Raw genomic sequence first — 23,647 nt, 5'->3', positions numbered from 1 at the left:
GTGGCGCACCACAAGCCCAACCTGCCGGAGAAGAACTGCGCCGCCTGCGGGCGCCCCTTTACTTGGCGCCGGAAATGGGCGCGGGACTGGGAGGCCGTCCGCTTCTGCTCGGAGGCCTGTCGGGAGGGGCGGCACCCGGCTGCCGGAGGAAGGCGTGGAAAAAATGCGGAGAAGATGCCGGACCCGGGTTGATCCCTCCGGGGATCGCGGATAGAAGGCCGCTCCCGCAGGCCACGTCCCCATCGTCTAGAGGCCTAGGACACCGCCCTCTCACGGCGGTAACAGGGGTTCGAATCCCCTTGGGGACGCCAGCCGGCGTTGAATTGCTGGGTTTATGCGCGGTCCAACTCCCGCACCCCACAATCACCCTCACACTACTCAGCGAAGATGTTGAGACGATCGCAGGCTAGACGATCGCCTCGATGCTCCCCTACTCCGCAGGTAGCGTATGCTGCGGTAGGTGGTCTGACCCCCCCCCCTCAGAACAATCAGGGGGGCGGCAGAGACGCCGGTGAGCGGCTGCGGAAGCGTGCAGAGTAGGAAGCGGATGAGCACTGGTCAGGACAGTCGGTACTGGAGCATCGGCCGCCTTTCTCTCTTGCTGGGCTTCGGACTCCTTGCCGCTGCGAGCACGGCCCAGGCAGGTGACGTCGATGACCTCGACGTCTTCCTACCGACGACACTGGAGGACGCCTTCACGGGCAAGCCAAAGGAAGGCGAGCTGCAAGCCGGACTCCGCTTCGATCGGCGCCGTGGCCACGACGATCTGCAGATCTTCCCGCAATTTCAGGCCAGCCCTGTCGATGGTCTGCTCCTCAACGTCAGTGTCCCCTACATCGTCGGCTCAGGCGATCGTGCCAATCAGGGGCAGGTGAGCGCGGGTGCGCTGTACAACTTCAATCGGGAGACGCGCTGGCTCCCCGCCTTCGCCGTCGGCATCGATGCCAGCACGCCCCTCGGGCCCGGGGACAGGGCCACCCAGCTGCAGCTGACGGGGGTTGCGACGCGGACCATCGACCCGGCCGGCAACAAGCGTCTGCACCTGAATGCGGCCTGGATCACGCGCTTTGCCCCCTCCGTCCAGGAGAGGCACAACCAGTACCGGGTGGTCGCAGGCTATAGTCAACTTCTCGGTCGCGACACGGCGCTGATCGTGGACTACGTGCGCGAACGCCAGGAATTCGGGGAGCGCGATGCGAATATCGTCGAAGTTGGCGTCCGGCACCGGCTGAGCGAGCGGGTGACGGCCGGCTTCGGGGGAGGTGCTGGCATCGGCAGGGATTCTCCCAAGTATCGCGCCCTGTTCAGTCTCGAGGTTGACCTCTGAGATAGCAGGCGGGGCAAGTTCATCCCGAAGATCAGGGGGTGCGGTTGCGCAGAGAGGAGATGGCATGAAGCGGCTGTGCAGCGTCAGTGCATCCTGGCTGGCCGTCGCGGCCCTATGTGGCAGCGCTTCGGCTCAGGAGCGGCCGCCGCCCTCGACCCTCGAGGCCCAGTGCCGACAGGAGGTGGATCGGAAGTACCCGCCCGGCTCCCTTTCCCGGAGCCGGAATGAGCGGCAGCGGCTCATCGAGGCCTGTGTGGCGAATGGTGGGCGGCTTCCGGGATGACGTGAGGCAGCGGCATCACGAGGCTGGATGGTGCGAGGGACAGGCGCTCGGCTGAGGAAGAGGAGGAAATGAACGATCTTGGCTGGACCACGGACGCTCAGGGACGGCGGGTCATGCTTGGCCTGACTGCGGATGAGACGGCCGAGTACCAGAGCCTGCTGAACGTGTCGGCCGGCGTGTCGTGTGAGGAGATGCAGGCCCGCTTCGCGTCCTTAAGCAGGCTGCACGAAACTGCTCTGTATGCTGCCGGGGAGGCGTTCAATACCGGGAACGGCGGCGGTGCGGGCGCGTATTCGCGGAGGGAACGGCCCGAGTGAGCTTGGCGCCGCCCGTCAGCGGCTCAGTCGGCTGAGACTGGACCGACCCGTGCTCGTCGGTGGAGCGGTGACCGCGCTGCTAAGGCTTGGGGCGTGCAGGCGTTCATCGGGACAATCAGAAACCTGTGCGACGCTTCCCTTCGCCAGGGTGGCGCCGACTTCTGGTCTCCTCGCTTCCCGATGGGCCGGAGGCCTGGGCTTAGCCGCCACCGCCTTCGTTCCAGTGGTCATCAGGTGCCGGCCCCGGTTTGAGCGGCACGTCCACCTCGCAGACCAGACCCGAAGGCTCCCAGCCGAGCGACAGCGTCCCGCCGAGCTGCGCCCGCACCGTCCCGTCCAGCACCCGCGTCCCGAAGCCCCGCCGCTCCGGCGGCCGCTCGACCGGCGGCCCGCCCGCCTCCGCCCAGCACAGGCGCAGCCGCCCGGGCGGGCTGCCCTCCACTCTCCAGGTGACTGCCACACGGCCCGCAGGGGTCGAGAGGGCGCCGTACTTAACCGCGTTCGTGGCGAGTTCGTGGATCGCCATCGCGAAAGGCTGGGCCGCCCCGGCCGGAAGCGCGACGGTGGGACCTTCCACCGTGACCTGTGAGCGCCCGTCGTCGCGACCGAGGAACCCGTCCAGCTCGCCGCGCACGAGCGTCAGCAGGTCCGCGCCGGCCCAGTGCTCCTCGGCCAGCAGGGTCTGCGCCCGTGCCAGGGCGGCCACTCGTCCCTCGATCTCGCGAATATAGGCGGGCAGGTCGGGCGCGCGCGTCAGCCGCAGGGCGGCCTGCACGACCGAGAGGGCGTTCTTGGCCCGGTGGTCCACCTCGCGCGACAGGAGCGCCTGCCGCTCCTCAGCCTGCTTGCGCTTCGTGATGTCCACCACGGTTCCCGAGAAACGGATAGGCGCCCCGTCGGGGCCGTAGAGGCAGCGGCCGCGCGCGGCGACCCAGCGGACCTCGCCATCGGCCTGGATGAGGCGATACTCCGCCTCGTAGGGCTCTCCGGTCGCCACCGTGCGGTTCATCGCGGCCTCGACCCGCGGTCCGTCCTCCGGGTGGATCACGCGCGTGAAGTCCGCGAGCGGCGCGCCGGCCGCGGCCCGCTCCGGCTCCACTCCGAAGAGCCGGGCGAAGCGCGCGTCGGCGAAGAGGCGGTCTTCAGGGACGAGCCAGTCGTACAGGCCGACCATCCCCGAGGCGTCGAGGGCCAGCTGCAGCCGCCCCTCGCTCTCGCGCAGCTCCGCCTGCGCCCAGGCCCGCTGGACCGCGTCCCAGGTGCGCCCGGCGGCCTCCTCCACAAGTTCCACCTCGGCACCCGTCCAGCGGCGCGGGTGCCGGCTGTGGACGTAGAGGATGGCCGCCAGCCGCCCGAACGGGACGAGGGGGGCGACGACCAAGGCGCGGGTCTCGATGCCCCGCCATGTCGGCAGATAGGCCGGGTCGGCGGTGCGCGGGTCCGTCTGGCAGTCCTCCACCACCAGCGCGCGGCCGGCACGCAACTCGGCGATGACGGCTGGACCGAAGGCGTCGAGGAGGCGGGCTTCCCCCGCGAGGGACGGCACGTCACCGCCCGTCCAGTCGCGCTCGACCGAAACCGCCTCGCCGGACGCATCGACGATGCCGTAGCCCGCGCGATCGGCGCCGAGTTCCGCCCCGAGCAGTTCCGCCGCTTTTGTCGGGAGCACGTGCGGGCCTTCGAGGCCCCGGAGGGAGTCGCCGAGCCGAACGAGGAAGGCCTGCTTCCTCTCCATCTGCACCCGGGCGGTCGTCTCAGCCACGGCGCAGAACATGCCGGCGACGCGGCCGCCCTCGTCCCGCACGGGGGAGTAGGAGAAGGTGAACCAGGTCTGCTCGTCGAAGCCCTTGCGGTTCATCAGGAGCGGCAGGTCCTGACGATAGGTCGCCTCCCCGGCCATGGCCGCGTCGATCAGCGGGGAGATGTCGGGCCAGATCTCAGCCCAGATGTCGTGGAAACGAGCGCCGAGGGCGCGCGGGTGCTTCGCACCGAGGATCTCGGCATAGGCATCGTTGTAGAGGAAGCCCAGCTCCTCGCCCCAGGCGACGAACATCGGGAACTTGGAGCCGAGCAGCAGGCCGACAACCGATCGCAGCGATTGCGGCCAGGCGGATGGGTCGCCGAGTGACGAGGTGGACCAGTCATGGGCTCGCATCAGGGCGCCGGCTTCGCCGCCGCCGGCAAGGAAGGCGGGGCTCGGTCCTGAATCGGCCGGTCCCTGCGCGCGGGGGGCGGGAAGGGGAAGCCTCACGGACGAGCCGAGCGGCGCCCGCTGGCGCTGCGGCCCTGCCGCTCACGGATAGGTTCCATTGGGCCGATGTGCCCCACCTTGTCAGCCAACGCTCTCTCGCTGCGTGTTCGTTTCGCTCAGTAGCACCTTCGGGCAAGCCTTGGGAGGCAGGTGAGGGCAGCGAAGCATAGCGCAAGACGGCGGGGCCTGTGCGGACCGGCCGGGGCAAGCCGGTCTCGCGCCCCGGCCGTTGCTCCTTCAGTCACGGGTGGGTTCTCCTCCGCCCCAGCCGGGACAGGCGCGGCGTGAACGCGGGGCCACTGTGCCGGCCGTTCAGGGGACCGACAGGAGCAACGCGAGCCCAGCGGGCAGGGGCGCGGCTGCCAGCATCAGGGCCATGCGGGGCGCGTAGGTGAGCAGGATGGAGAGCGGGATGGCCGTGGCGGTCAGGATGCCCGCCCAGAGAACCAGGCCGAGACCCCAGCCGCTGGCCGACACCATCGCCAGCACTGATGCCACCAGGAGCAGCCATCCCAGGACACTGAGGAGGCGCCGCCGTCGGGGTGGAACGGCGCGCGTTCGGAAAACTTGTTCGTGATGCCGCTCCATGGCGAGGCACATCGCGACGAAGCCGGCATAGGCGAGCGAGGCGCCGAAGCCGATCATCGGGCCGCCTCCACCGATCGGCCCGGCCTTGGGATTGATGAGGGGACGCGGCTGGACGCCGGCGCCGGCCTGTGCCGCGCGACCTTCCACGCCAGCGCGCCGAGCATAAGCGCGCAGCCGAGTAGCCCCAGGTCGAAGCCGGCTCGCACGTGGTCGCCTTCCGACAGCGTCGCGAGGAGGTGGCGCTGTGTGACGAGGACGTTCAGCAGCGGAAGCAGCGCGAAGGCGAGGGCGCCGATCGCGAACTGCTCGATCCATGCCTGGCGCCCCCGGCGAAACAGGGGATGGATCAGGCAGAGGCCCCAGGTGGCGAAGAAGACGTGCACCTCCCAATCAGCGCGCTGCGGCATGCCTGCCGGGAGCAGCCGGTTGGCCCAGAAGAAGGCCGCCATCGCCAGAGGCAAGCCGGCGATGGTCGCCACGTTCAGGTGCTCCAACAAATGCGTGCCGAAGCCCACCCGCCCCTGCCGGGCGGCCTGCTGCCGCGTTTTCGTGGCCCAGAGGACGCAGCCGGTCGCGACCATCGCCGTGCCCGCCAGGCCGGAGAGGATGAAGAGCGCGCGCAGCAGCGGCCCGGCGAAGCGCCCGATGTGCAGGCCGTACATCCAGCCCCGCACCTCGGCGACGGGGTGCCCCTCTCCGCTGTCCTGGATCAGCGCGCCGGTCGGCCCATCGAAGGTCAGGCTCTGCGGGTTGTAGGAGATGCGCTCGGAATCCGCGCGCACGAGCTGGATGGTGGCGTTCGCGTCGCCCGGGTTGGCCACGACGATGCGGCCTACCCGCCCGCCGCCCCAACGCCGCTCCGCTTCCTGCACGAGGGGCAGGACGGGCGACAACGGGGCGGCGTTGCCGGCCCGCGGGCGCGGCGGCGCGCTGCCGAACGCTTCCGCGTTGAAGGCCGCGCGCCCGCCGGGATAGGCGCGGTCGATCCCCCAGGGCATGACCATGAGCATGAACAGCACCAGGCCGGTGTAGGTGATCATCAGGTGGTAGGGCAGCGCGAGCACGGCGCAGATGTTGTGCCCGTCCAGCCATGAGCGCTGGCCCTTACCGGGCCGGAAGGTGAAGAAGTCGGCAAAGATGCGCCGGTGCGTGATGATGCCGCTGACGATCGCCACCAGCATGAACATCGCGCAGATGCTGACGATCCAGCGGCCCCAGAGCACGCCCACGTAGTGCAGTTGGAAGTGGAAGCGATAGAAGAACTCCCCGCCCAGCGTCTCGCGCGCTTCCACCGTGCGGCCCGTGGCGGGGTCCAGCACCGCCTCGCGGAAGCCGCGGCCGCGCGCGCCGGGCTCGCGCCAGAACACGCGAAGCGTTGTGTCCCGCTCGTCGGGGAGGTTGATGAACCAGCTGGGCGAGTTTGGTGCCATCGCCTGCATGGCCCGTACCGCCACCTCCGCGTCCGCAGGTCCTGGGCGGGAGAGCGCAAGCTCCGGCCGCATCCAATAGGAGATCTCCGGCCGCAGATAGGCCGCCGTGCCCGTGAGGAACACGGCGAAGAGCACCCAGCCGACAAGCAAGCCCGCCCAGCGGTGGAGCCACGCCATGGACTGGCGGAAGCCTTCCTTCATGGAAGCTGACCTTGCACGACGAGGTGGATGAGGGTGAGCAACGCCGCCCCCGTGACCAGACCGGTGACGGCCCTCAGGGCGCTGCGCGCCGCGAAGGCCCAGATGATGGCCGCGGCGTGAACGGCGAAGCTCGCCATCGTGGCGGCGAGCACCGCCTCGGACCGTGCCAGCGGCAGGGAGAGCGACAGCACGACCGTCGCGAGCGCGGCCAGCGCGTAGCCGCCGCCGATTCCGGCGAGGGAGCGCAGCAGCAACCCCCCCAGCCGACGCCGTTCCGTGTCGGGTGGAAGCCGGACCCGGAGCGACGCGACGCTCCGGAAGGAGGGGCCGATCCGCGCCATCTCAGAAGCGGTAGCGCAGGGTGCCCAGCACCGTGCGGCCCGTGCCGTACCAGCAGGTGGAGTAGGCGAAACAGCTGCTGACGTAGCGCGTGTCCGCCACATTGGTGATGTTCAGCGAGGCGGTCGCGCCCTGGAAGCTCTGGCCCAGCCGGCCCAGGTCGTAGCGGATCGAGGCGTCGAACAGCGTCGCGGCGTCGACCTTGAAGCTGTTCGCGTCGTCGCCGAACGAGGAACCGAGGTAGCGCACGCCGCCGGCCACGCCCAGCCCGGCCGCCGGCGTGCCGTCCTGGAAGGTGTAGTCCAGCCAGGCGGAACCTGAATGCCGCGGAACGCCCCAGGGGGTCTTGCCCTGCAGGGCCACCGTTCCGCCTGTGCGCGTCGGGAAGAAGCCGAGATCAACGACGGTGGTGTTCCGCGTCTTGCTGAACTCCACGTCCTGGTAGGCATAGGCCGCCGTCAGGTTCAGCCCCTGCATCAGGCTGGCCTTCGCCTCGAACTCGATCCCGCGGGAGGAGGTCTCGCCCTGCTGCACGCTGAAGCTGGGTGCCACGGGATCGGTCGTCAGTACGTTCTGGCGCCGCAGGTCGAAGGCCGCCACGCTCAGCAGCAGGTTGGCGCCCGGCGGCTGGTAGCGCAGGCCCACCTCGTACTGCCGCCCCGTCGTCGGCTCGAAGGGGCTGCCCAACCGGTCCACGCCCGCCTGCGGCTCGAAGCTCTCGCTGTAGCTGGCGTAGGGGGCGATCCCGTTGTCGAAGCGGTACACCGCGCCCGCGCGCCCGGTGAAGGCGTGGGCGGTGGAGCGCGAGCGGGAGGAGACCGTCTGCGTGGTCAGGTTGCTGTTCTCGGTGGAGGTGTCGGACCAGTCCAGCCGTCCGCCGAACAGGAGCGTCAACCGGTCGAACTTCACCTGGTCCTGCAGGTAGACGCCGAGCTGGTTCTGGCGCTGGCTGGAGTAGCTGTTGAAGGGCGGGAAGAAGGTGCGCTGGTTGTCGTAGTTCGGGTTGAACAGATCCTGACGCGACAGCCGCTGCCCGAGTGCCGTGGTGGAGAGTGCCGAGCCCTGATAGACGTCGCTCAGCACCCGGTAGTAGTCGAGGCCGCCGAGCGCGAGGTGTTCGAGCGGGCCCGTGCGGAATCGCACCTGGGCCTGGTTGTCGATCGTGAACACGTCGATGTCCGTGTCCGTGCCGAATACTGAGCGCACCATCTGGCGGTAATCAGGCGTGACGCCCGCGTTGTAGACGCTGCGGTACTCGCCCTTCGTGTGCAGGTAGCGGAAGTTCTGCCGCAGGGTCAGCCATTCCGTCGCGCGGTGCTCGGCCTGGTAGCCGATGTAATAGTGCTCGCGGTTGGATCTCTCGAGGTTGGGATCGCCGTCGTAGAAGCGCTGGCGGATGCGGCCATTGGGATTGGGAAGGACGGAGCCGTAGGCCGGCACGCTGCCGTAGGAGCCGGACTCCGGGTCGCGCTGGTAGTGGCCCTGCAGCGTAATGGTGGTGTCGGCGTCGGGGCGCCAGGTGAGCGAGGGTGAGATGTAGTAGCGGCGCTCCCGCGTGCGGTCCAACTCGCCGTCGCCTTCGGAATAGGAGCCGATCACGCGGCCAAGCCACTGGCCGCTCTCGTCGAGCCGCCCGTTCAGGTCGAAGGCCGCGCGGTACCGGTCGCGCGTGCCGGCCTCGAGCAGCACCTCGCGGATCCGCTGGTCGGCCGGCCGCTTGGTGACGATGTTGAACAGCCCGCCCGGCGGCGAGCTGCCGTAGAGCACAGAGGCCGGGCCGCGCAGCACCTCCAGCCGCTCGATGCGGTAGAAGTCGGTGCTCGGGTTCGCGTCGCGGCCGCCTGCCGTCCGCAGGCCGTCCAGATAGGCGGCGGGGGAGTAGCCGCGGATCGTCAGCGCATCCAGCCGCACGGCGGTGGACCCGCGCGTGTCGGTGATGGCGCCCGCGGAGTAGCGCAGGGCCTGCGTCACCGTGCGCGCCTCGCGCGCCTCAATTTCGTCCGCCGTTATGACGGAGATCGATTGCGGGGTCTCTATCAGCGGCGTGTCGGTCTTGGTGCCGGTGGCGCTGACGCCTGCCACGAAGCCCTCGACAGGGCTGTAGCCGCGCTCGAGCCCGGCCTGAACATTCACCTCCGGAACCTGGACGGTTGAAGCGCCCGCCGGGTCTCCGAGTGACCGTCCGTCCTGCGCCAGGGCTTGCGGCGGCAGGATGGCGGAGGCCATCGCGCCGAGCACGAGGAAGCGCCAGCATCGCACTCGCTCTTCCGCAACTCGATCTTGCATGCGCCGCTACCCCAGTCTACTTTGTGAATGAGAATCGTTCTCATATAACCGCGGTGTAACCCGGGCAAGGGGGGCTGATGCTCGATCTCACGAACGAGCCCCCTGCCACGCGCCGTGGCGAGCCGCCGCGTCGCTCATCACCCGGGCGCCGTAATCCTGGCCGCGGCCCGCGGCCCCTTCGCAAAGGACCATGACCGTGAACCGTTCGCTCCTCGGCGCCCTCCTGATCGCCGGCAGTCTTGTCCAGCCCGCCGCCGCCCACATGGTCTGGCTTGAGCGCGGGGAGGACACCGTGCGGCTCTTCTTTGGCGAGTACGCCGAGAACCTGCGCGAGCGCCGGGGCGGGCACCTCGACGCCATCGCGGCGCCCCAGCTGGTCGGAAGCAACGCGTCCGCCTCGCGTGAGGCCGATCACGTCGCCTTCGGGCCGCTGCCGGGCGGCGACGCCCGCGCCACCGGGCAACTTGCCCCGTGGAGTGACCGCGCGCGGGGCGGGCGGACGCGCTCGGTCTACCTCGCCCGCGAAGGGCGGACCGACACGCGGGCCGTGCTGGACCTCGAGCTCGTGCCAGTCCGTTCGGACGGCGACGCCTTCACCCTGCTGTTCCGGGGAGAGCCCCTGCGGCGCGCGAAGGTGGTGCTGATCGGGCCGCCGGGCTGGAGCAAGGAACTTCAGACGGATGCCGAGGGGCATGTCACCCTGCCGACGCCCTGGGCTGGTCGCTACGTTGCCGAGGTGCAGCACGTCGATCCCACCGCGGGTGGCCAGGAAGCGGTCGCCTACGACCGCACGAGCTACGTCTCGACGCTGTCCTTCACGGTGCAGGACGGCATCCCCTGGACCGCGCAGCGATGACCGATGCGGGTTGAGGCCGTCACGACCCCGCTTGCTGCCGGGCGCCACGTCGTCAGGTGACGGCTTTCGGCGTGATCAGCGGACCGATTTGCCATCTCCCCCTCGTCGCATTTTGCTTTAGACGGGCGCTGCCGGTGCGCACACACTCGCGGCGAGAGGGAGTAACGGCATGCTCTTCCCCGGATGCTCCGGCCATGACGGGGCCGACACCGAGCGGCAGGATCTGCGGCAGCGGCCGGCCTGCCCCTTCGTGGCCGGCGGGAGGACGGTGCAGCCCGCGCTGACGTTCAGCGCGGCATCTGTCCTCTCCACGCAGATCGTTTGCGACGCCTGAAAGAGAGTGGTCGTGTTGCTTTCCCACCAGGAGCCATGATCGTGGGCCGCACGATGCCGACCCGCGCCCTGATGATCGCTCTCTGCCTGTTCGGGCTGATGACGGCTGCGGATGCCGCGCCGACAGATTGTCCGCAGCACTATCCCGGCGGTGTCGCGCCAGACATTACCCGCCCGGCCCTTGCGGCCAAGGTGCGCGAGCTGTGCTTCGAGGGCTATGCTGTGCTGCATAGCGGCGTCTCCCGCACCGCCCTGGCTTCCGCCGAGCACCTGACGCGCCGGCGCATCCAGCGGGCACGACAGCTGCAGCGCGACGATGCCTTCCATGCCGAGGAAGAACTGCCGGAGGACGAGAGGGCGCGGCTGTCGGATTACGCCCGCTCCGGCTTCGACCGCGGCCACATGGCGCCCTCCGGCGACATGCCGACCGCCTCTGCTCAGGCGGAGAGCTTCTCGCTCGCCAACATGGTGCCGCAGAGCCCCGGCTCGAACCGCTGCCTCTGGGAAGGCGTGGAGAGCACCGTGCGCGAGCTGGCCATGGAGGAGGGCGAGGTCTGGGTGCTCACCGGTCCCATCTTCGAGGGCCAGAACCTGCGGCGGCTGAACGGACGGGTGCTGGTGCCGACCTCTCTCTACAAGGCCATCTACGTGCCGAGCCGGGGCGTGGCGGGGGCTTACCTGGCTCCGAACGAGCCGGGCTTGGCGTGGCGAGCCGTGTCGCTCAACGAACTGCAGTGGATCGCTGGCATCGACGCCTTTCCATTGCTTCCCGCTGCAATGAAGGCGCGCGCCGAGCCCCTGCCGGAGCCGCGTCCGAGCAATGTCCGGGGCAGCTGCGACAATCAGCCGGACGTGGCGAGCAACGATCGTGAGGCGCAGCCGCCGAGGTCCAGACCAAGGCCCGAGCCGCCGCAGCCCGCGCCGCAGCCATCCTCCTGGATCGAGGAACGGTCGGGACTGATCCTGGCGGTGGTGTTCGCGGTGCTGATGGTGATCGCGCTCGTCCGAGTGCTCGGGCGTCGGTAGAGGAGGGCAGGGCCGTGAAGTTCATCCCCTATGCCGACGAGGCAGCGACGATGCGGCTGGATGGGATGATGGTGGAGAACCGGCTAGACAGGGTGTCTCTCTACGGCAGCCTGGACCTCACCCGTGATCGCGCCGGACTCGAGAGCGCGCGCAGGCTGCAATCGCTCCTGCAGGCCGCGATCGCGGTGCTGGAGGGCGAAGGGGAGCGGCTTCCGCAACGGGTCGTGACGGGCGAGGGCAACGACACCGTGCGGAATCCCTTCGGCTGAAGGATGGGCCGTTCTCAATCCATCCGGATCACGCGGCGGAAGTTGCCGTTGAGGATCGCAAGCTTCTCCTCGTCACCCAGGCCCGGCGTGCGGAGAATGTTGTCGATGGTGTCAGGCCAGACATAGGGCATGTCCGAGCCGAAAACGATCTGGCCGGGTCCCATCTCGGCGACGAGGTGGCGGATGCCCTCCGCCGAAAAGACCATCGAATCCGCCATGATCTGCGTCCGCAGGTACTCCGCCGGGCGGCGGCGGTTGAGGCAGTTTGCGCCGGGGCGGACGTCGCAGGCCACCTCGACGCGGCCGAGGTAGGAGGGCAGGTACCCGGCGCCGTGCGCCGCGATGATCCGGAGGTCCGGAAAGCGGTCGAGGGTGCCGTCGAAGATCATCCGGCTCAGGAACATGGTTGTCTCGAGCGGGTTGCCGATGACGTTGGCGAGATCCCCCCGGCCGGCCCAGCTGCGCGGCGGCACGAGGTTCTGCGCGTTGTCGGGATGCATGAAGACGGGCACGCCGAGCTCGACGACCTTGGCCCAGAAGGGGTCGAAGCGGGGCGCGGAGAGGATTTCTCCCTTGACGTGGCCGCCCACCGAGGCGGCGCGGGCGCCGAGGTGCCGCACCGCGTATTCAAGCTGTTCGGCCGCCAGTTCCGGGAACTGCACCGCCGGCGAGGAGGCCGCGAGGAAACGGCCTGGATAGGCGCGGCAGAGCTCGGCGAGTCCTTCGTCGTGCAGGCGCACGACGCGCTCTGCGAGATCGCGCTCGGCGTCGTACCACCAGTATATGTTCACCGAGAGCAGCGCGACGTCGATGCCGCGCGCATCCATCGCGGCGATCCGGTCCGGCGCGACGACCAGAGACGGCGGTGCGATCGGCCGGTCGAAGGGCGTGCCGCGGACCACCTCGCCCACCGAGGGGAAGGCGCAGTGGGCGTGCACATCGCAGACTTGCACGCGGCGGCCGCCCAGCGAGACACGGCGCGGCTCGGCGGGCGCGTCCGCCGCCAGGACGGGATTTGCGCCACAGGAACAGCCGACGAAGACGGCGCCGGCGGCACCGAGCAGGCCGCGGCGTCGGATATTGGTCATTGATCCTGCCCTCCCATCCGCCATGCATTCTCGCATGAATGATGAGGAAGCCTGTGCACGGGCAAGGCCTCGAAGCAAGCGGCGTGAGTGTGGCCTGCCAGGGAGCGGGACCCGTCCGGAAGGGCGGCCGGCCTTCGCGGGGGGAGGGCAGGCATCGGCCCTCTTCTCGGGTCCGTGGGTGACATGGGTTGAAGGCAGGGCTCAGCGCCGAAGGGGGCGAGTTCGGCAACCCGACGACGTGCTGAGTCGTTCCTGCAACATAAGGCGGGCGGGTCCGGAGGCGGACCCGGCAAGCTGGCCCTCCTGGGGACACTCCCCTTACGGCCACGCCCGCTGCCTTCCTTGATCCTTAGCCACGCGTCCCGCAGCCCGCCGCCGTCCTTGGCCGGTTCGACTGCCACCGTGAAGGCGTTCGCCGCCCCGGCGCAGTGGCCGATGTCCAGCGCGGCCGGCCTTGAAAGGGTGCCGGCGCCAGCCGTGTCACTCAGGCGGTGCCAGGCGGCATGGAGGTTGCGCAGCTCCGGCCGGCTGAGCCGCAGGAGCAGCGGGCGCGGGCAGGCGACCGAGGGCCGAGAGGACGTGCCGTGCGAGCTCCCCGGGGGTGAAGGGCTTGGCGAGCACGATCTCGCTGCCCGGCGTGCCCGGATCGCCGTAGCCGCTAACGAAGAGGACGGGAACACCGGGCCGGGCGGCGCGCAGGCGCTGGGCGAGTTCCGGCCCGCGCCCGCCGGGCATGGTGACGTCCGTGATGACGAGATCGAGCTGCGCGGCCGCCAGGGCCTGCACCATGGCCGAGGCGAGGCCATCCGCCTCGATCACCTCGTAACCGAGGTCGCGCAACTGGGTGGCAACGACGAGGCGCACCTGGTCCTCGTCGTCCACCACCAGCAGGGTGGCGCCGCCGTGCAGCGCCGGGTCGGGCTCGGCCCTCGGCTCGACGTCGAGCGGCACCCCGCGCGCGGCGCGCGGCAGCCAGAGCTCCGCCGTGGCGCCCTGCCCGGGGGTGCTCAGCAAGCGCAGCACGCCGCCGGATTGCTGGGCAAAGCTCTGCACCGTTGCCAAGCCGAGGCCAGTGCCCTTGCCTAGCGGCTTGGTTGTGAAGAAGGGCTCCGTCGCACGGGCCAGCACCTCCGCCGACATCCCCGGCCCGCTGTCGCGTACGGAGAAGACAACGTAGGCGGCCTCGGCGTAGAGACCCTCGGGCCGCCCCATGCCGACGGGGGAGTTGCGCACCTCGACGCGCAGGGTGCCGGCGCCCTGCATGGCGTCGCGCGCGTTCACCGCGAGGTTCAGCAGCGCCACCTCCAGGCGGTGCGGATCTGCCAGGACGGGCCAGGCGTCTGGCGCCGCCCGCAGTGCGAGGGTGACGCCCATGCCCACGGAGCGCCGCAGCATCTGGTCCACGTCCTCCAGCACCTTGGCCGGGGAGATAACCACCGGCGTCGGCTCCTCGCGCCGGGCGAAGGCCATGAGCTGGCGGATGAGGGCCGCGGCACGCTCCGCCGCCTGCTCGCCGCCGCGGGCGAGATTGAGGATCTGCTGGTTGCCCCCCGCTCGCCGGGCAATCAGCTGGAGGCTGCCCATGACGGCGGCGAGGACGTTGTTGAAGTCGTGCGCAACGCTGCCGGTCAGCTGGCCGAGCACCTCCAGCTTCTGCGCCTGCAACAGGGCCGCCTGGGCGACTTCGCGCCGCCGCATCTCCGCGATGAGTTCCTCGGCGGCCTCCTTCAGGGCGCGCGTGCGCTCGGCCACGCTCCGCTCCAGCTCCGTGTTGGCACGGGCGAGCTCGGATTCCGCCGTGCGCTGAGCGGTGACGTCCACCAGCAGCTCGAGCACAAAGGCGGTGCCGTCCGGCCGCCGGCGCAGGACCTTCTGGGCAGCCGCGACCACCTCACGCCCGTCGCGCGTGCGGTGCCGCAGGTCGCCGTGCCACTCGCCCGTCCTCTCCAACGAGGCCTCGATCTCGGCGAGCGGCATCGGAAAGGCGGTGCGGAGCAGGCTGTGCGAGACCTTCCCAATAGCCTCCCCGGCGGTCCAGCCATAGAGCCGCTCGCAGCCGCTGGACCAGAAGCGGATCTTGCCGTCGAGGTCGCGGGCCATGAAGGCGCCGAGGTCGAGCGTCGCCAGAAGGTCGCGCAGCCAGGCCTCGTCGGCGGACGCCCGAGGGGCCGGCGGCGGCACCGACCTGACCACGAGACTGATGCCCCAGACCGCGCCCGACCCGTCGTGCACGGGGTGGAAGGAGGCCAGCCAGTGCCCCGCTTTCTCCGCCGCGGCGGTCCGGCCGGAGATGGGGCGCTCCACCACCGCCTCGCCGCGCTCCAGGACGGCCCGGCAGACCGGCTCGATCTCCGCCCAGAGCTCCGGCACCACCTCAGCGACGGGGCGGCCGATCTGCTTCTCGCGCGGGAGGCCGTTCATGCCGGCGAGGGCGGCGTTGATGTTGAGGAAGCGATGGTCGCGCCCGATCAGGCCAAGGCCGACCGGGGCAGTGGCATAGACGGCGCCGATCTCCTCGAGCGCATGCCGGGCGCGGGCCTCGCTCTCGGCCAGGGCCGCCTCGGTGGCCTTGCGGCCGGTGATGTCGAGGTCGATGCCGACCATGCGGGTCGGCCTGCCCGTGCCGTCGCGGTGCACCGTGCCGCGCGCCAGCACCCAGCGCTCGCGGCCATCCCCGCGGCGCATGCGGAACTCGACGTCATAGGGCGCATCGTCCGAGAGGGCGCGCGACAGCGCCGCCTGCACCCGGGGGCGGTCCTCGGGGTCTATCATGGCCATGAAGGCGTCGGCGCTGCGGCCGAAGCCGCCCGGGCGCAGCCCACAAAGCTCTTCCAGACCTTCCGACCACTCGACCTCGCCGGTGACGATGTTCCAGTCCCAGAAGAACATCCCCGCGGCGCCGATCGCGAGGCGCATCCGCTCGTGCAGGCGCAGCAGGGCCGCCTCGGTTGCCGCGCGGCCCGAGAGGTTCACGACGAAGGCCGAGGCGGCGCCCACGTCGCGGTCGTGAAATGCGAAGAACATGAGCACCGGGACGCGGGTGCCATCCGGGCGGACGAACTCCTTCTCGTAGGGAGCGCAGGAACCGCTCCGGGCGGCCTGGGAGATCGCGTCCTCGTCGCGCCCGATCCATTCGGGCGGGGTCAGGTCGTCCCAGCGCACGCGCCCCGCCGCGAGGTCCTCCCGCGTCATGCCGACAATGCGCAGGAAGGCGTCGTTGGCGTCGGAGACGCGTCCGCCGGCATCGGAACGCAAGACGCCGACGGGGCTCGCGTCGAACAGCGCGCGCAGCCGGGCGGCAACCCGCTCGCGCTCCTCGGCACGGCGGGCCAGAACCTGGCTGAGCTCGTCGATCTCGCGGACGAGGTGCCCGCCAGGCGTACCCCGCCCACCGGGCTCGCCGAGGCGCCGGAGTGAGCGCGCCAGACGGTCAGCGAAGAGGATGCTGAACACGAGCGTGGCCAGGATGAGGCCGGAGCCGATCAGGAGGGTCGGCAGCAGGGCTCGGCGAAGCGGCGCCTCGAAGGCCGCCTCGGGCACGCTCACCTTCACCCGGAAGCCGGATTGCGGAGCTAGGGCATAGGCCCCGTGCACGAGGCCGCCCTCGAGCGCAGCATAGGGTGGGATGACCCCTGCCTGGGCCGTGATGGCGGCCAGCACCTCGGCAGGCGGCTTGCTCGCCACCGTCTGGTGGTCGCGCGCGGTGCGCGCCACGATGGTCAGCTCCCGGTCCAGCGCGGCGGCCACCGCCTCGGGCGGCAAGCGTTGGTCGGTGAGCGTCGAGAGCAGGCGCTCACGCGGAAGGACGAGGCCGAGAACCTGCCTTCCCTGCTCTCCCGCGGCATCCGGCGCCATGACGGGCACGGCCACGGCGACCGCCCATCCGCCGACGCTTGGGCTGACGAAGAGATTGCTGACCACGGTGCGGCCGGTTGCCAATGCCTCTCCGGCCGGCCCGGTGGACATCACGCCCGGGCGCTCCCCGGGCATCCAGCTGGTGCTGAGCCGAATCCGACCGTCCGAGCCGACAAGGTTCACCGCCTTGGCCCCGGTCGCCATCGTCGCGCCGCGCATCTCGGACCAGAAGGTTGAGAAGTCGCCGCGCGCCAGCGCGGGCGAGCCCGAGAGGCTGCGAAGCATTTGTTCGGCCACGGCAAACTCGCGATCGAGCAACAGCGCCATGGCATGGGCCCGAGCGACCAGCGCTTCCTCGGCGCGCAGCCGCTCGGCCCGGTTCTGCTGCCAGACGGCGCCGCCCGCGAGAAGGAGGAGCGGCAGGGCGGCCGCGATGGCGAAGACCAGGAGGCGGTGGCGAAGGGTTGGCGGGCGGCGAGGGGCGCTACGGGCCGCCGCAAGGATATTCGGCGCGGTCCTGGGGAGCTTCCTGAGTTTTGTGACCATTTCTGAGGCCGCCTTCCGCCGAAGGTTGCAGTCTCAATTTTTTTACCAGACTTACACGAACGTGCGCCATCGTTGATGCAACTTGGAAAGACGACGTGTTCTGCTGCGTGCTTTGCGGAGGCGGCGAGGGCTCACTTTGACGCGCTTTTCTACGCGTCACCCGACTGTCGGCTGCTGAGGGGGGGTCAGCAGTCGAGTTGGACCTGCCGAGGATGGCGGCAGGACGAGGCGCGGGAACCCGAGTCGGTCCACGCACCTCCGCCTTGCTCAAGTCACGGGTTGAGCGAGGTAGTCCGCGTCGGAAACCTTTTCCATCCAGGTCACGGGAGAGCCGTCGAGCTTCTCCTGAACGGCGATATGGCTCATGGCCGTGGTTGGGCCGGCGCCGTGCCAATGCTTCTCGCCTGGCGGAAACCAGACGACGTCTCCCGGCCGGATCTCCTCGACCGGCCCGCCCTCCCGCTGCACGCGGCCGAGGCCGGAGGTCACGAAGAGCATCTGGCCGAGGGGGTGCGTGTGCCAAGCCGTGCGCGCGCCAGGCTCGAAGGTGACATGGGCAGCGGCGGCACGCGCCGGATCCGGCGCATCGAAGAGGGGGTCCACCCTTACGGTGCCGGTGAACCAGTCCCCAAGGCCTTTCGCTGAAGGGCGGGACCCGACGCGCATGATCTCCAAGGGCTCTCTCCTTTGTTCGGCCGCGAGGCAGATGGTCCCCGTGGCCGGCGATGGTCACTGGGCAGGACGCGCATAAGCCCGTGAAGCCGTGTCGTGGGCGGCGCGGTTCCTGGGCGGTGATGGCCGGTCTATGGTCATCCGAGGGATTCGCCGACGGACGCTCGGCGTTCGTAGGACCGGGAGGGCTGAATGCGGCGCAGGATCCTGTTTGCGGCGGTTCTGCTGGCCGGCTGCTCGTCGCCAGAGGTGACAACCCTCGGGCCGAACCAGTACCGGGCAACCCAGGCGACGCGGATCTCGCAGCCGCGGGGGCAGGGCGCCGTAGCGGCGAGGGCGCGATCCTTCTGCGCCGAACGGGGCCAGCGTGCCGAGCTGCAACTGGGGGAGGGGCAGATGTCCTCGATCTGGAACTCGGGCACGGCGGTGGCCGACTTCTCCTGCGTGCCGAAGTGACAGTGCGGCGCGAGGTGTAGCCCGCGCAGGCCGGCGCGCGGGCGAGGGGACGGCTGCCCCGTTCCGGCGACCGCAACCGTTTGGGGTGCCCCGCGTAATGCCCCCATGTCCGACCCCACCATCCTTCCTGCATCGGACGTGGCACTCCGACGCCTGGTCGAGGCGCTCAGGGAGCGCGAGTACCACTTCATCACCGCCACGCCTCTTACCCATGCGCGGGTGAACGGCCGACCGGGGAACGAGGAGGCGCGCAGCCTCCGGGACGTCTTCGGCTGGAGCCGACCCTTCAAGCCAGGGCTGCTTCCGTCCGAACTGCTCGGGCTGATGGAGGAAGGTGGGGTGCTGGTTCGGGAGGGCGCGCTCTGTCGTAGCCTCGTGCGGGTGTCGTCACTGGACGGGATGCTCTTCCTGCACTCCGCCTATCCGACGACGGGGGCGGAGGCGGTGTTCTTCGGGCCCGACACCTATCGCTTCGCGAATGCGATCGCGGCCGAGATGGAGCGGCGCCCGGGCCCGGTGCGGCGTGCGGTGGATATCGGCTGCGGCGCCGGGCCGGGCGGGATCGTGGTCGCGCGGGCGCATCCCGGGGCCGAGGTCGCGATGGTCGACATCAACGATGCGGCGCTGCGCATGGCCCGCGTGAACGCCCTCCTTGCGGGCGCCACGAGGGCGCGGGCGGTGAACAGCAACCTGCTGACAGGGGTGGAGGGGCGTTTCGACCTTATCGTCTCGAACCCGCCTTACCTCGTCGATCCGGCAAGGCGCGCCTACCGGCACGGCGGCGGCGACCTCGGTGCCGGGTTGTCGCTCGCAATCCTCGACGCCGCGTTGGAGCGTCTTTCAGAGAATGGAACGCTCGTTCTGTACAGCGGTGCCGCTGTCGTGAACGGGGCGGACCCCTTCCGTTCCGACGTGGCGGCGCGACTTGCCGGGCGCGGGGTCGAGTGGAGCTACCGCGAGATGGACCCGGATGTCTTCGGCGAGGAGCTGGAGTCCGAGGCTTATCGCGAGGCTGACCGGATCGCCGCCGTGGTCCTCACGGTGAACAGGAGGAAGTAACGCATGCCAGAAGGCGGCTACAACATGGGTGAGACGGCGGCGTTCGCGCGGGAGGACCGCCTGCAGCGCAGCCTCGCTGCCTTCAACGAGGAGCGCTTCCGGCCGGCGCTGCCGAAGCATGACTGGCGGGGCGACATCGCCCGCGCGGCCGAGTGGCTGCAGGAGGAGGGCGAGTTCCTGGAGGAGCGTCGGGCCGCGGTGGCGGCGCGTGCCGCGGAGGCGCCGCGGGACGCCGACGGCTTTGTCGCCTGGTTCGAGGCGCTGGAGCATAACGGCCCCGGCCAGGGCGACCCCCTCTTCCCCTGGCTGGCCGAGACGGCGACGCGGGAGGAGTTCTGCTGGTTCCTGACGCAGGAGGTGGCCGGTGAGGCCGGCTTCGAGGACCTTGCGGCGATCACCCAGGTGCGCCTGCCGGTCCGCCCGAAGCTCGAGATCGCGCGGAACTACTGGGACGAGATGGGGCGGGGGAATCCCAAAGGAATGCACGGGCCTCTGCTTGAGACCCTGGCACGCCGCCTCGGCCTCAATCCGCGCCTGGAGACGACGGTTTGGGAATCGCTTGCTCTGGCGAATGTCATGGCTGGGTTGGCGGCCAACCGACGCTACACCTACCAGTCCGTGGGCGCGCTGGGCGTGATCGAGCAGACGGCGCCAGGAAGGGCGGCGATGGTGGCGCGGGGGCTGAAGCGGTTGGGGGTGCCCTCGGGCGACCGGCACTATTTCGACCTGCACGCGGTGCTGGACGTGAAGCACTCCGCGGCCTGGAACAAGGAGGCGATCCACCCGCTGGTCGCGGCAGACCCATCCCTGGCGCCAGCCATCGCAGAGGGAGCGCTGATGCGGCTGGAATGTGGGGCGGCCTGCTTCGAGCGCTACCGGCGGGAGTTGGGCCTCGGTTCAACCGGACGGGTAAACTGACCACCATCGATCAAGTGGGCAAAAAAGAAGGCGGTGCCCGGGGGCACCGCCTGAGTTTATAGGAGGAAACGTCCAAGAAAGCAGCGGCTTGGCAGGCCAAGCTGCTGTGAGAAGGAGTATGCAACCATCGCGCGTATCACGCAAGCGTGATCTTCGTTAACGCCGCTAATTAATTTCTCAGCTTGACATCGTTTCGATTTCGCTTCGTTCGGTGCGCCGTGGCGCGAGATCCACGGCCTGCTTCAAGGCCTCCACGAGCGATCCCTCGTCCGCGATGCCCTTGCCCGCAATGTCGAAAGCGGTGCCGTGATCGACGGAAGTGCGGATCACCGGCAGGCCGACCGTGATGTTCACACCCGATTCCAGCCCCATCACCTTTACCGGCCCGTGGCCCTGGTCGTGGTACATGGCCACCACGAGATCGAAATCGCCGCGGGCGGCGCGGAAGAAGAGGGTATCGGCCGGCAACGGGCCTTCCACGCGCCATCCCTTCGCCTGACAGGCCTTGATGGCGGGGATGATCTTCTCCTCCTCCTCGCCCTGGCCGAACAGGCCGTTCTCCCCGGCATGGGGGTTGATGGCGCAGACCCCGATCCGCGGATCGGCCATGCCGGACTTCACGAGGGTGGCGTGCCCGCGGGCAATCACCCGCTCGACCAAGCCAGGCTCGATCTTCCGGATGGCGTCGAGGAGGCCGATATGGGTGGTGACGTGGATCACGCGCAGCTTCGGCGCGACCAGCATCATCGAGACCTCGGGCGTGCCGGTCAGATGGGCCAGAAGCTCCGTATGGCCCGGGTACTTATGGCCGGCGGCGTGCAGCGCCTCCTTGGAGAGGGGCGCGGTGCAGATGGCGTCGGCTTCCCCCGCCTCCACGAGGCGCGTCGCGCGCTCGATGTAGCGGTAGGCCCCCTCGCCCGAGAGGGGAGAGAGCTGGCCGAAGGGATGGCCGGGCGGGATGATGCCGAGGTCGATGCACTCCACGGTGCCAGGGGCGTAGCGCGCCTCGGACGGGGACTGAATGGCATTCACCGTCAGGCCCGTCTTCGTGATCGCGTCGGCCTCGCGCAGGCGCGTGGCGTCGCCGACGACCAGGGGGCGGCACATGGCCTGCACGTCCCCGCGGGCGAGCGCTTTCATGATGATTTCCGGCCCGATGCCGGAGGCGTCGCCCATGGTGATGGCAACGATGGGGCGGGTATCCTCGGTCATATCGCGCTCTCCCGCGTGAGTTCGCGCAGCCGGGCGAGGCTGCGCAGGATGGTTCCGCCATCGCCGAAGGCGCCGGCCTTCGTCATGACGGGGATTTCGAGTGCCCCCTGGGTGAGGCCGAGCGGGACGCCGGGCTCCACTTCGTCCAGCAGGCGAATGCCATGGACGCCGAGATGGCCTAGCAGGGCGCAGGCCGTCTCGCCGCCCGTGGCGAAGAGGGCGCCCATGCGGCTGGCGGCAGGGGCGAGGAGGTTTGCCAGGGCCTCGGCCAGGGCGGCGCCCTGCGAGAGGTCGGCCTTCGGGTCCTCCGCGATCTCGACCAGCGTGTCGCGGCCCTCGGCCAGCGCCCGCGCGATGCCGGCCGAGAGCGGAGCCCAGCGAGGATCGGCGGGGCCGGCGCGGAGCAGGTCGGGCGGCACCGGGAACTCGGCGGCCCCGTCCTCCACCACCAGGCGGGCGGCGATGCGGGAAGCCTCGGCGATGCTGCCAACGACGATGAGGACGCCGCCGGGCAGGGGCGACAGGGCGGGGGCGGCGGCCGTCTCGCTGCCGGGAAGGGCGGCCGCCAGGGCCGCGGCGATGCCGCCCGAGCCGACCCAGAAAACCTCCCCGGCCAGTGGCAGGCTGGCGCGGGCGAGCGCCTCGAGGTCGCCCGGGGCCGCGGCATCGCAGACGACGGCATCGAGCCCTTCCACCAGGGCGGCGCGCAGGGCTTCGGCCAGGGCCGCCTCACCGGTGCGGACGAGGTCCAGCGGCAGCAGCCGCGCGGAAAGGCCGGCGGATTGGAGGACCTCGGTCAGCACGGCACTGGGGTAGGAGTGGTCGCGTGCCCAGAGGGCAGTACTTTCCAGAGGCGCGCCGTTTAGATGCACGCGGCCGGCTTCGGTGGTGCGGCCGGTGGCGGGGAAGGCAGGGGCGAGGATCGCCAGCGCGGGCTGCCCGGCCTTCCGCAGGACGGCGCAGGTGGCGGCAAGTTCCGCCGCGGGCTGGCCGCGCAGGGTGGAGTCGATCTTCTTGATCAGCCCCGTGCCCGGCCGGTGCCGGGCACGGAGAAGGGCGGCATGGCGATCGCCGGCCGCGCCCGGCGACAACCGGCGGCTGTCCGCATCAATGGCCAGCACCTCGCCGTCCAGGTTTCCTTCCACGCCCTGCCAGCCGACGGAAGCCGAGAGGCCGCGCCGGGCGAAGGCAATGGCGCAGTCGGCGGCGCCCGTCAGGTCATCGGCCAGGATCAGCCAGCGTGTGGTCATTCGGCAGGAACCGGTCCTTGGACGGGCTGCGGGGTGGGTCCAAAGCGGCGGGCCGTCCAGGCGGTGAGCAGCGGCACGAGCACCGTCGTGACGATGACCGCCGCGGCCACGAGGATCGTCGCGTGGGCGGCTGCCGGTGCGTAGACCGGGTTGGCCGCCGCCACAATGGCCGGGACTGCCGCCGCGTTGCCAGCAGTGGAAGCGGCCGCTACCCCGGCCACGCCAGAGCCGCCGATGGCGCGGTCGGCCAGGAAGAGGGGGATGCCGGTGACGACCACCACGGCCACCCCGAGGCCGAGGCCGAGCAGACCTGCCTGCCAAACCTTCGCCAGATCCAGCCCGCTGCCGAGGGCGAAGGCGAAGAAGGGGATCATCACGGGGATGGCGCGGCTGAGGAAGTCGCGCATGTCACGGTCGAGGTTGCCGAGAATCATGCCGACGATCAGCGGCAGGATGGAGCCGACCAGGGTGGGCCAGGGGAAGGCCGAAAGGCCGGCGACGCCCAGGGTGACCATCGTGAGGAAGGGCCCGGATTCGAGCGTCATCACGGTATAGGCGCCGACGTCGCGGGGTTCGCCGTACTGTCCCATCAGCGCCATGTAGAGGCCGCCATTGGTGTCGTTCATTGAGGCGACGATGGCCAGGGTAGAGAGGCCTGCGAAGATGCCGGCCTCCACCGGGGCCTCGCCCAGGATCTGGCCGAAGATAACGCCCAGGATGATGGCGATGCCCACCTTCGTGCCGAAGAGCGTGCCGCCCTTCTTCAGGATGTATGGCGTCGCCTTGAAGTCGATGCTGGCCCCCATGCAGACATAGAAGACCGCGAGGATAGTCAGCGCCCCCGAGAAGAGGGCGCCGGTGAAGGAGCCGAAGAACTTCGGGGTATCCGGGAGGAAGGTGGCGATCAGAGCCCCGACGGCGAGGGGCACGACCATCATACCGCCGGGCACCCGTTCGATGGCGCGCTTGATAGGAACTTGCATGGACATTCTCCGGCAGCCCCCTCGTGGGAGGGGAAACTGCCGGCACAACGCACGGGAGAGGGGGATGCTTCCAGCTAATGGAACGAAAACGCCGAATACCCG

General features: G+C 70.0%; 21 protein-coding genes and 1 tRNA gene. 11 read left to right on the top strand and 11 right to left on the bottom strand.

The annotated features are described in order from the left end of the window. From D9599_RS12295 to D9599_RS12280, 4 genes are all read left to right on the top strand, one after another. Positions 1 to 192: a DUF2256 domain-containing protein gene (locus D9599_RS12295; RefSeq protein ID WP_198381528.1), complete on the top strand. Its 192-nt coding sequence runs from the start codon at positions 1 to 3 to the stop codon at positions 190 to 192. Between the two features lie 43 nt (positions 193 to 235). Further along, positions 236 to 311, top strand: a tRNA-Glu gene (locus tag D9599_RS12290). Positions 312 to 547: 236 nt separating this feature from the next. Further along, positions 548 to 1,327 (top strand): hypothetical protein, encoded by a 780-nt coding sequence (locus tag D9599_RS12285; RefSeq protein WP_198381527.1) that lies wholly within the window; start codon positions 548 to 550, stop codon positions 1,325 to 1,327. A gap of 351 nt (positions 1,328 to 1,678) precedes the next feature. After that, positions 1,679 to 1,927, top strand: coding sequence for a hypothetical protein (locus D9599_RS12280; protein ID WP_198381526.1), 249 nt, complete (start codon positions 1,679 to 1,681; stop codon positions 1,925 to 1,927). A gap of 199 nt (positions 1,928 to 2,126) precedes the next feature. Here D9599_RS12280 and D9599_RS12275 read toward each other — a convergent pair whose 3' ends face one another. The 5 genes from D9599_RS12275 to D9599_RS12255 form a co-directional block, all read right to left on the bottom strand. Continuing rightward, positions 2,127 to 4,178, bottom strand: coding sequence for a PAS domain-containing sensor histidine kinase (locus D9599_RS12275; RefSeq protein ID WP_198381525.1), 2,052 nt, complete (start codon positions 4,176 to 4,178; stop codon positions 2,127 to 2,129). Positions 4,179 to 4,490: 312 nt separating this feature from the next. After that, on the bottom strand, positions 4,491 to 4,823 hold the full coding sequence (locus tag D9599_RS12270; protein WP_198381524.1) for a DUF3325 domain-containing protein: 333 nt from the start codon (positions 4,821 to 4,823) through the stop codon (positions 4,491 to 4,493). Continuing rightward, the gene (locus D9599_RS12265; protein WP_232480426.1) at positions 4,820 to 6,397 is read right to left on the bottom strand and encodes a PepSY domain-containing protein; all 1,578 of its coding nucleotides are present in this window, start codon (positions 6,395 to 6,397) and stop codon (positions 4,820 to 4,822) included. The genes D9599_RS12270 and D9599_RS12265 overlap by 4 nt, the downstream gene beginning before the upstream one ends. Further along, positions 6,394 to 6,738 (bottom strand): DUF3649 domain-containing protein, encoded by a 345-nt coding sequence (locus D9599_RS12260; protein WP_198381523.1) that lies wholly within the window; start codon positions 6,736 to 6,738, stop codon positions 6,394 to 6,396. Before D9599_RS12260 ends, D9599_RS12265 begins: the two co-directional genes overlap by 4 nt. Before the next feature lies 1 nt (position 6,739). Continuing rightward, a complete protein-coding gene (locus D9599_RS12255) occupies positions 6,740 to 8,995 on the bottom strand; it encodes a TonB-dependent siderophore receptor (RefSeq protein WP_309228616.1) in 2,256 nt (751 codons plus the stop codon). A 223-nt stretch (positions 8,996 to 9,218) separates the two neighbouring features. Here D9599_RS12255 and D9599_RS12250 point away from each other — a divergent pair, with 223 nt between their 5' ends. The 4 genes from D9599_RS12250 (at position 9,219) to D9599_RS12235 (ending at position 11,506) form a co-directional block, all read left to right on the top strand. Beyond that, positions 9,219 to 9,878: a hypothetical protein gene (locus D9599_RS12250; RefSeq protein WP_198381522.1), complete on the top strand. Its 660-nt coding sequence runs from the start codon at positions 9,219 to 9,221 to the stop codon at positions 9,876 to 9,878. A 169-nt stretch (positions 9,879 to 10,047) separates the two neighbouring features. Continuing rightward, positions 10,048 to 10,212, top strand: a complete 165-nt coding sequence (locus D9599_RS12245) for a hypothetical protein (RefSeq protein WP_198381521.1) — start codon at positions 10,048 to 10,050, stop codon at positions 10,210 to 10,212. A gap of 41 nt (positions 10,213 to 10,253) precedes the next feature. After that, complete coding sequence (locus D9599_RS12240) at positions 10,254 to 11,237, top strand: DNA/RNA non-specific endonuclease (protein ID WP_198381520.1); 984 nt, start codon at positions 10,254 to 10,256, stop codon at positions 11,235 to 11,237. Positions 11,238 to 11,251: 14 nt separating this feature from the next. Continuing rightward, complete coding sequence (locus tag D9599_RS12235; RefSeq protein WP_198381519.1) at positions 11,252 to 11,506, top strand: hypothetical protein; 255 nt, start codon at positions 11,252 to 11,254, stop codon at positions 11,504 to 11,506. A gap of 14 nt (positions 11,507 to 11,520) precedes the next feature. Here the strand turns inward: D9599_RS12235 and D9599_RS12230 are convergent, their stop codons facing one another. From D9599_RS12230 to D9599_RS12220, 3 genes are all read right to left on the bottom strand, one after another. After that, entirely contained in the window at positions 11,521 to 12,594 is a 1,074-nt protein-coding gene (locus D9599_RS12230) for an amidohydrolase family protein (RefSeq protein WP_198381518.1), read from the bottom strand. A 480-nt stretch (positions 12,595 to 13,074) separates the two neighbouring features. Beyond that, positions 13,075 to 16,995, bottom strand: coding sequence for a PAS domain S-box protein (locus D9599_RS12225; RefSeq protein WP_198381517.1), 3,921 nt, complete (start codon positions 16,993 to 16,995; stop codon positions 13,075 to 13,077). A 267-nt stretch (positions 16,996 to 17,262) separates the two neighbouring features. Then, positions 17,263 to 17,670: a cupin domain-containing protein gene (locus tag D9599_RS12220; RefSeq protein WP_198381516.1), complete on the bottom strand. Its 408-nt coding sequence runs from the start codon at positions 17,668 to 17,670 to the stop codon at positions 17,263 to 17,265. A 189-nt stretch (positions 17,671 to 17,859) separates the two neighbouring features. Between D9599_RS12220 and D9599_RS12215 the strand changes: the two genes are divergently transcribed. The 3 genes from D9599_RS12215 (at position 17,860) to D9599_RS12205 (ending at position 20,100) form a co-directional block, all read left to right on the top strand. After that, the gene (locus tag D9599_RS12215; RefSeq protein ID WP_198381515.1) at positions 17,860 to 18,123 is read left to right on the top strand and encodes a hypothetical protein; all 264 of its coding nucleotides are present in this window, start codon (positions 17,860 to 17,862) and stop codon (positions 18,121 to 18,123) included. A gap of 105 nt (positions 18,124 to 18,228) precedes the next feature. Beyond that, a complete protein-coding gene (locus D9599_RS12210) occupies positions 18,229 to 19,182 on the top strand; it encodes a class I SAM-dependent methyltransferase (protein WP_198381514.1) in 954 nt (317 codons plus the stop codon). A gap of 3 nt (positions 19,183 to 19,185) precedes the next feature. Further along, on the top strand, positions 19,186 to 20,100 hold the full coding sequence (locus D9599_RS12205) for an iron-containing redox enzyme family protein (protein ID WP_232480425.1): 915 nt from the start codon (positions 19,186 to 19,188) through the stop codon (positions 20,098 to 20,100). A 177-nt stretch (positions 20,101 to 20,277) separates the two neighbouring features. On the opposite strand, the gene pdxA is transcribed toward D9599_RS12205, so the two are convergent. The 3 genes from pdxA to D9599_RS12190 are packed head-to-tail and all read right to left on the bottom strand — an operon-like array spanning position 20,278 to position 23,545. Then, positions 20,278 to 21,312 carry a 4-hydroxythreonine-4-phosphate dehydrogenase PdxA gene (pdxA, locus tag D9599_RS12200; RefSeq protein WP_198381513.1) on the bottom strand — a complete coding sequence of 345 codons (1,035 nt, stop codon included), beginning with the start codon at positions 21,310 to 21,312 and terminating at the stop codon, positions 20,278 to 20,280. Next, the gene (locus tag D9599_RS12195) at positions 21,309 to 22,562 is read right to left on the bottom strand and encodes a four-carbon acid sugar kinase family protein (protein ID WP_198381512.1); all 1,254 of its coding nucleotides are present in this window, start codon (positions 22,560 to 22,562) and stop codon (positions 21,309 to 21,311) included. Before D9599_RS12195 ends, pdxA begins: the two co-directional genes overlap by 4 nt. Continuing rightward, on the bottom strand, positions 22,559 to 23,545 hold the full coding sequence (locus D9599_RS12190; RefSeq protein ID WP_198381511.1) for a 2-keto-3-deoxygluconate permease: 987 nt from the start codon (positions 23,543 to 23,545) through the stop codon (positions 22,559 to 22,561). Before D9599_RS12190 ends, D9599_RS12195 begins: the two co-directional genes overlap by 4 nt. Between the last annotated feature and the right edge of the window lie 102 nt (positions 23,546 to 23,647).

It is taken from the genome of Roseomonas sp. KE2513 (assembly GCF_016107305.1).
In the GTDB taxonomy this organism is placed as follows: Bacteria; Pseudomonadota; Alphaproteobacteria; order Acetobacterales; family Acetobacteraceae; genus Roseomonas.
The sequence above is the reverse complement of the archived record's forward strand: the minus strand, read 5'-3'. Positions and strand labels throughout refer to the sequence as shown.

Bases quoted from the DNA above. Each gene is read 5' to 3' on its own strand.
- D9599_RS12285 (WP_198381527.1), top strand. From the start codon at position 548: ATGAGCACTGGTCAGGACAGTCGGTACTGGAGCATCGGCCGCCTTTCT.
- D9599_RS12280 (WP_198381526.1), top strand. From the start codon at position 1,679: ATGAACGATCTTGGCTGGACCACGGACGCTCAGGGACGGCGGGTCATG.
- D9599_RS12270 (WP_198381524.1), bottom strand. From the start codon at position 4,823: ATGATCGGCTTCGGCGCCTCGCTCGCCTATGCCGGCTTCGTCGCGATG.
- D9599_RS12265 (WP_232480426.1), bottom strand. From the start codon at position 6,397: ATGAAGGAAGGCTTCCGCCAGTCCATGGCGTGGCTCCACCGCTGGGCG.
- D9599_RS12260 (WP_198381523.1), bottom strand. From the start codon at position 6,738: ATGGCGCGGATCGGCCCCTCCTTCCGGAGCGTCGCGTCGCTCCGGGTC.
- D9599_RS12245 (WP_198381521.1), top strand. From the start codon at position 10,048: ATGCTCTTCCCCGGATGCTCCGGCCATGACGGGGCCGACACCGAGCGG.
- D9599_RS12230 (WP_198381518.1), bottom strand. From the start codon at position 12,594: ATGACCAATATCCGACGCCGCGGCCTGCTCGGTGCCGCCGGCGCCGTC.
- D9599_RS12225 (WP_198381517.1), bottom strand. From the start codon at position 16,995: ATGGTCACAAAACTCAGGAAGCTCCCCAGGACCGCGCCGAATATCCTT.
- D9599_RS12215 (WP_198381515.1), top strand. From the start codon at position 17,860: ATGCGGCGCAGGATCCTGTTTGCGGCGGTTCTGCTGGCCGGCTGCTCG.
- D9599_RS12210 (WP_198381514.1), top strand. From the start codon at position 18,229: ATGTCCGACCCCACCATCCTTCCTGCATCGGACGTGGCACTCCGACGC.
- D9599_RS12205 (WP_232480425.1), top strand. From the start codon at position 19,186: ATGCCAGAAGGCGGCTACAACATGGGTGAGACGGCGGCGTTCGCGCGG.
- pdxA (WP_198381513.1), bottom strand. From the start codon at position 21,312: ATGACCGAGGATACCCGCCCCATCGTTGCCATCACCATGGGCGACGCC.
- D9599_RS12195 (WP_198381512.1), bottom strand. From the start codon at position 22,562: ATGACCACACGCTGGCTGATCCTGGCCGATGACCTGACGGGCGCCGCC.
- D9599_RS12190 (WP_198381511.1), bottom strand. From the start codon at position 23,545: ATGCAAGTTCCTATCAAGCGCGCCATCGAACGGGTGCCCGGCGGTATG.